Genomic DNA, 7,107 nt, shown 5'->3' with positions numbered 1-7,107 from the left:
GTGTTCCCGTATTACCCCTGTCTGCCTTTGATATGTTCTCAGACCCCGGTCGAATCGCCCCTGCTCGTCAATAGCGCAGGTTTGATGTTGCCTTAATATTTCGAACTACCAAGGCTTCAACGTTCCGTAAGTTTCGAGGCTCTATCGCATACCTTCAGCAGTCGCTGTCTACGCTTCGTGCCATCATCTCTAATGACTACGCAAGACTCGCTTCCGGTGGTTGACTAGACCTTGTCGGACAGGTTTGGTTACCTGCCGGGTAATTTCGAGGTGTTTCATTTGTAAATCCCCACCTCACGGACTTTGCACAGCGCAATCGATAATTTACCGCTACTGGGCACATAAATAGCAAGACCCGCTCTTAGAGCGGGTCTTGCTATTTATATTATCTCTTCCTATTTTATAAGTATTTCATATTCAACCTGAAATAGGTTCGATCAAAACTCAGCAACCATGTTTGATGCCTTATAATATAAACATGGCTGGGGTCAATTGATGACTGATTGTCAGATCAAGTAGTAGCTATTACAAATAAAGATTACTCTATTAAAATCATACCCGCCCACTCATACGGTGTGGTTTTTCTACGCATTTCCAGTTGTGCGATCCGGAAAGCCTCATGAGTTGATTTATTATTAAACTTATTTATGTAAAATATTTTTATCAGTTGATTGGTTGGTGTAGTGTATAAATCCCATAAGCCTAAAATCATATTGCCAACTCCTGCTAATTTGAAAGCCCTTTGTAAGCCAAAAACACCCTCCGACCCTTTTAAATCTCCTAGGGCTCCTTTGCAAGCGGTCAGTACAACCAGGTCAGTTTTACTTAGGTCCAGATTTGCAATTTCATAGGCGGTGACCACGCCATCCTCTTTTCCGGAGTCGGGCAATATGCCAGACCATATTTTATTTCCATTTGCCATCATAATACCACTGCGAAACATCGGATCTTCCGCTGATTTGAATGGATTAGTAGTATCGCTATTTTTGCTGGTTCTTTTAGAAGGAGGGAAAGAAAAGCCATGTGTGAGAATATGCAAGATGGTTGGAGAGTGACCGCTGAATTGTTTTAAGGCAGCTTCTGTTGCATCATTACCAGATATTAGTAGACTATTTTTGTTGCTTCGCTGCAAATAATCATATACATATTGGGTTTCAGCAAATGCCGATGGCGTTAGATTGGGTAATCCAACTGCGTTCTTGCCAACGCCATAATTAATGTCTCCAAACAGTACCGTATTCTGAACTTCTACAGGCCTGCGGAGCGAAGTAATTGCTCTTAAACTGTTAAATTGTCTTATTTCATATTTATCGATTAAGTAATGGTTGTTGTCAACCGGAAGGGCATTAAAGTTAATACGGCATAAGAATCCGGTTGGGGAAATGTAGACCCTATTTTTCCCTTCTAGAAAGGGTTCTAACTTCGCCCAGATTAATTCATATAGAAGGTCACTTTTTCTGTCATGAATTTTATTCTCAACAGGATTAATACCATTACCATATAGGTGTTTAGCATATTCTTCTGAACTTAGTCGAGATTTATTCTCAATCAGGTCAACTATGCTTTTTTCATGGCAAAGCGTAACAAAATGTGGAATACTATCGCCTGGCAACATGACATAGGCGGCATAAATAATTGTATCTGACCATTTGGGTTGAGCGTGGTTAAAACTGATAAATTCTATGGCCACTTCGTCCTTTTTCAAACTGTCGACAATTTGTCTGAAGTCAAATTGTTTATAATCTACGAGTTGGTTGCCATAATAATTAATAGCTTTTTCTTTATGTTTGATGCTTAATTTAAGCTGATTTTCCTCATTCAGTCGACTATTTTGAGACAATGTATATAGGTGAGCCAGTGTTTTCTTATCCTCTTGCCATTGATCAATCAATTTTCTTATATTTTCATCAGAAATGTTTCTTAATTGCTGCAAGACTTTTTGTTGATTACTTAGTAGCATACCCTTTGCTAAAAGGGCTTGATTACAGGATTTTTGCAAGAATTCGGTACTACATTTTGTTGGTCCCCAATCAAATAAAATAGATGGAGCCAAATCGAAATGAGGTCTAAATTTTAGCAACAAATCATATTTATCATTTTCTCCCAATATTATAAAGTTTTCTTTCAAGTATTCTGTAATCAGTTCTTCGCATTCAATAGCTGTTTCTTGGGCTTCTTCAAATTTTTTTCTGGTTGAATACATAAGCGCCAGATTGGAAAGTATCTGGGGATAAGTGTTACTGGTTCTGCCGACAGTGACAGCTTCAATTCTTACAGCCTCCCTAAAATGCTGCTCACTTTCTTCATATTTTTTCAATCTCATTTCTATGACTGCATAGTTGTTGTACAGCGCAGCTAATTGATGATCTTCAACCTTATCGACTTTTTTCAAAACATTCTTTGACCATTCTAAATACCATTCTGCTGTTTTCTTTTTATTAAGTTCCATCAAAATTGTTGCGAGATTACCTATAAGTATCGCGTAGTTTATATTTTCAGGTTCTTTTAGAATAAATGAAAGACCAAGCGCCTGGCCTGCATATACTGCAGCCTCTTTATACATAGTGATCTCATTATAAAAGGCTGATTTGTTTATACATAATGTCAGGTATAGTTTGCTCCTTTTTCCGAATAAACCTTCAATAATGTTTTCCATTTCATCATAGAGCAGTATGGAGTGCTTATAATTAGCCCTTTTTTTATATTGGCTCGCAAGTTCGTTAGCAGCATTTAAAAAGGTCATATTCTCTTTCCCATTAACGAAATTTTCTTTGACCAGTGCCTGTTCCAGATAAAACTCAGCAGTTGTGTTCAGGTTGTTCTCTTGAAACAGTGCGGCATAAGTATACATCAGCTGAGCATATTCATGTGAGTCGGTTTCTTTTATTTTGATGAATAGTTGAAATGATTTATTCAGTGCGTCAAATGACAGATCATATCTTTTGTTGAGCCGGTACGCGTTGCTTATCCTGGCAAGAACTTTTGCGTGGTCAAGGCTGTCTGTCAGGTTGTTCTTTTGTAGATAAAATAAACATTTTTCGTAATATTCCTGGGCTTTGCCGAAGTTACCTTCTTTGATAAAAAGATCGGCATAAGCCATTATTCCCATAAAGCTATAGGAGTTGTTGTATTGGAAATTTTTTTGCAAGATTGCGATGCGGTCTAACATTAATCTTGCCTTTTCTGTATCATCTATATCCAGGTATAGATTGGCAGCCATGCACAGAGAAGTTATAAACACTACGCTATCTTGGTTGCCATTCTGTTCTATCTGACTAATAAGGCTTTCAAAAAAATATTTCCCCTGAGTATACCTTCCTTTATTTATACAATATTCTCCAAAATTAGTGATCACTGCAGCATATATATCATCATTAAGTGTTAAATGGTCACTGCACAATTGCAAGGTTTTATTCCATTCTTCGGATGCATGGGTGAAATCATTCAGGCATCCATAAAGCCATGCTAAATCGTTCCGTTCGATTATATACTCTTTCCAGTCGACGACAGGCTGTTTTTGCCGATGGCTTAATATGGGGATATAGAGATTTATTGCCTCCTTGTATTTATGATAGCTTATGTAAATCGTTATAAGATTTCTTGTATTTTCAATATACGTTGGGCTTGTTATCCCTACTATGCTTTTTTGTATATTTAGCCCGGCAATGTAATATTGTTGAACTGAGTCTGGATAGTGACCGTCTTTGTAATGTAGATTGCCTAATAATAACAATATTTCTGCATAGGGTTCTGTTTGATCACCTGATTGCCTTATTAGTATATTTTTTATGACATGTGTAATACGGATAGCCTGATCATACTCTTTGTTATTCTCATGCATGGATACCATAGGAAGCAAGTTTTTGATATCCTGTGCTAGTGACTTCAAATGAAAAAAGAACAAGAACGATAATCCAAGATAGAGATGGACGATTTTTTTCATATTGTGATACGTATTGGGGCATACTAATTTAGTATATTAAGGTGGATATATAGTTCGGAGGTAAAAAAAATATAATATATGTATATTTTTTACAAAGTGTTTTATTACTAAACTTGGCTTTATGATAAAAAATGGATTATGGGGATTAGTGATATTGACAATTATTAGTATTAAGGCTAATGCACAGTCAAAAGATGAAATAATAGGGTTCCTGACAAACGAAGATAGTAGGGAATGGATCTTACGAAGATATGAGGAAAAGCTGGGAGACTGTTCTGGAAATGGTCAGCTTTTTGTGTTATTTAAGAATGGAACATTGCGCTGGAGCAGATGCGAAAAAGGTGATTCTTATTACAAGGAACTGAAGTGGTTTATTCAGTTGGAGACCAGCAGTCCATTGGAATATAAAATCGTTTTTAGTGAATCGCTCAGGCTTGCCCCTAATCGCAATATTAGTGAGATGAGAATTGATATCGTTAAACCCTGCTTGCGACAACCGAAGGTTAAAATGATATGGAGAAGCATTCCTGCGAATAGAGAAACAAGGAGGTTAATGATAAACCTGATTTCAGTTAATTAATTAATAATGCAAAATAACAATTTTGAACTGCTGGATATTCGGATAAAATTTTTTGGGTTTTTAGCTACTGCAGTTTCCATATGTCTGGGTGCCTGGCAGTTTAGTAGTCAACAAAATGCGACCAGTGAACTGGAAGTTAGAAAGAACTTCTGGCAGATGCAGAATCAGCTTTACGCTGAAATATGTAATAACGCTGGCGCCATGGCAGCTAATTTGGCTGAGCAGGTAGTATTTGAACAGGAAAAGAAGAAATTCCTGGCACATTACTACGGTGAACTGGCCCTCGTAGAGGATAGTTTGGTAGAGCGATCTTTGGTAGAGTTGGTATCTTATCTCGATGTTTACAAACCTAATTTGGGAGTAGAAATGGATTTGAAATTTAAAGAAAAAGTATTAGCCCTTTCTATTGCCTGTAAAAAGTCTTCAGTAACGTTTAAGCAGGACAACCTAGATAGATGACATTCGACTTGATCCTTGATCCTCCAAAAGACTTTAGATAACATATTTAAATTTTAAAAATTAAGAGGCCTTCAAATCTAATGGCTTGGGGGCTTCTTAATTTTTCGGTTCGAGATGACAAGATTCGAACCTTAAAAATATTTTGCCTTTTAACAATCCGCTAGATAATTGCTTTGGAAAGCCATTCTGCCAATAAATCAGGAAATCCGCATAAACCTGGTAAATTGATTAATTTTCTTATCTTCGTTCCGACAGGTAGAAAGAGTTGGAAATTGTGCAAAACAGGCACGTTTTTTCAGAGTTTTAAATATCTTGCCATTCATTTGACGTTCAGAGTTTATAAAATATTGATGCCCAGAATATTAGTATTCCTGTTCTGCTTTTTACAGTTTCTTGGTTATCCAAACGGACAGCCAATTTTTTCATTGACCAGTTCTTCAAGCGTTTCAGCTGCCAGTATATCGACCAGCTATTTCCATGTTTGCTGAAAGTGACTACTAATTGAACAATCGTTTTCAACAGCAAACAGCACATCTATTTTTTTCCTTTTACATTGATCTTACCCCAGGGAACAATACATATAAGAACGACTGTAAACGATGTTATTAGAATTCTTAGAGAACGGGTAACATACTAACTATTGATTAGCATATCCTTTCTTTTTACATAGTAGACATCCGGGAAAATATTATTTTCAATATTATCTGCAATTCTTTCTGTAATATCAGTAATGTAGCTTCTTCCCTCAAATACTACGTTCATATGATAGGTTCTTCCTCTCCCTGAGGACTTATAGAATGTTTTTTCTACAACATATTTGACTGGTTTATCCTTTTCTATTACAGTTTTATACTCCAGGTGATTTCTGCCAGTAATTAAAAAAATAACGTAACATCCAAGTCCGAATATCAATCTTGCAATATTACCTGAGGACATTATTAATTAATGTTGGTTATCTAATTATTATTTTGTTTATCAGCATCTTTTTTCTTCTCCTGGGTTCATTTCGAACTTTATTTGCTACAGTTTTCACCATAGCCCCAACCCGTTTTTTCAAAATTATCCAATTCCCTGAACTATTTCATTTTTAGTGGCAGATTTCCGGGCTTGCTCCGTTAGTATCTAAGAGCTAATAACGTTAACCTATTGATAATTAACATAAACTGGTTCTGGGTAGAGCGGTTCGTTACCTCCCCGCTCCCCCACAGACCTGTGCGAGCAGCTTTCCTGCACACGGTTCCTCTGCCTACGGCTTCGCCAATTGATAGCTGTGATAGATTTTGGGTCTTACAAGAGGTATCCATTCTGTAGTCAGCTTTGCAATTTTATTCCATGTCCATACACGTTTGCCACCACGATGGTTTAGCCATTTATGGAGCAGGTGTTTTGTCCGGTTATAGTACGTATGTAGTTTCCTGCAATTAAATGCAATACCGTAATAGGCATAATGGCCGTGCAGTTTTTGGTTCAACTCGCCTATAAGCACCGCTATGGGAAGCTGCTGCCTATAGAACTTGATCCAATCACTTAATCGCTTCAAAGCCAGATTCAGTTTCTTACTGCTTGTTTTGCGTTTCAGAATAGATTTCCCTTTCCTGCTTGTACTCATGTAATGGGTAAAGCCTAAAAAGTCAAACGTTTTATTTGGATGTTTATCCTCTCCCTTTTCTTCACCCAAATCTAGTAGTCTCGTCTTTTCAGGGTGCAGCGTCAATCCAAATTTTCCTAGTCGCTTTGGGAGTACTTCCATCACACGTAGTGCATCTTCCTTGTTGGTAAAACCTAACAGAAAGTCATCCGCAAAACGGATGATAAAGCTCTCTCCTTTCAGTAATCGCTGGATTTGTTCTTTGAACCATTCGTCCAGTACATAGTGCAGAAAAACGTTGCTGATCAACGGAGAGATACTTCCTCCCTGAGGTGTGCCCTCCGTTGGATACATCACCTGACCGTTTTCCAATATGCCTGCCTTTAGCCACTTGTCGATCATTTTCCTTATCACACCATCCTTTATCTTCAGATCAAGGAACTCCCGCAGGCATTGGTGATTGATACTCCCAAAGTAGTTTTGCATGTCTGCGTCTATAATGTAGCGCATCCTGTTCATACTAACTTCTCTTGACAG

5 protein-coding genes are annotated in these 7,107 nt (G+C 37.5%); 2 read left to right on the top strand and 3 right to left on the bottom strand.

Annotated features, from left to right (window positions below; genetic code table 11):
- Positions 1-538 precede the first annotated feature (538 nt).
- The gene (locus tag BMW86_RS32385) at positions 539-3,943 is read right to left on the bottom strand and encodes a CHAT domain-containing protein (protein ID WP_089788344.1); all 3,405 of its coding nucleotides are present in this window, start codon (positions 3,941-3,943) and stop codon (positions 539-541) included.
- 121 nt (positions 3,944-4,064) lie between these two features.
- Here BMW86_RS32385 and BMW86_RS32380 point away from each other — a divergent pair, with 121 nt between their 5' ends.
- Both BMW86_RS32380 and BMW86_RS32375 read left to right on the top strand, forming a co-directional pair.
- Positions 4,065-4,523 (top strand): hypothetical protein, encoded by a 459-nt coding sequence (locus tag BMW86_RS32380; protein ID WP_089788342.1) that lies wholly within the window; start codon positions 4,065-4,067, stop codon positions 4,521-4,523.
- Between the two features lie 6 nt (positions 4,524-4,529).
- Positions 4,530-4,982 carry a hypothetical protein gene (locus tag BMW86_RS32375; protein ID WP_089788340.1) on the top strand — a complete coding sequence of 151 codons (453 nt, stop codon included), beginning with the start codon at positions 4,530-4,532 and terminating at the stop codon, positions 4,980-4,982.
- A 633-nt stretch (positions 4,983-5,615) separates the two neighbouring features.
- Here the strand turns inward: BMW86_RS32375 and BMW86_RS32370 are convergent.
- Together BMW86_RS32370 and BMW86_RS32365 are read right to left on the bottom strand one after the other, a co-directional pair.
- Entirely contained in the window at positions 5,616-5,918 is a 303-nt protein-coding gene (locus BMW86_RS32370; RefSeq protein ID WP_089788338.1) for a hypothetical protein, read from the bottom strand.
- 310 nt (positions 5,919-6,228) lie between these two features.
- Positions 6,229-7,107 (bottom strand): reverse transcriptase domain-containing protein (locus tag BMW86_RS32365; RefSeq protein ID WP_143056763.1); only part of this gene is annotated, 879 nt, incomplete at its 5' end.

Origin of the sequence: Chitinophaga sp. YR573, from assembly GCF_900110995.1 — a bacterium.
Lineage (GTDB): Bacteria > Bacteroidota > Bacteroidia > Chitinophagales > Chitinophagaceae > Chitinophaga.
The sequence above is the reverse complement of the archived record's forward strand: the minus strand, read 5'-3'. Positions and strand labels throughout refer to the sequence as shown.

Coding starts and splice junctions, on each gene's coding strand:
- BMW86_RS32385 (WP_089788344.1), bottom strand. CDS start 3,943: ATGAAAAAAATCGTCCATCTCTATCTTGGATTATCGTTCTTGTTCTTT.
- BMW86_RS32380 (WP_089788342.1), top strand. CDS start 4,065: ATGATAAAAAATGGATTATGGGGATTAGTGATATTGACAATTATTAGT.
- BMW86_RS32375 (WP_089788340.1), top strand. CDS start 4,530: ATGCAAAATAACAATTTTGAACTGCTGGATATTCGGATAAAATTTTTT.
- BMW86_RS32370 (WP_089788338.1), bottom strand. CDS start 5,918: ATGTCCTCAGGTAATATTGCAAGATTGATATTCGGACTTGGATGTTAC.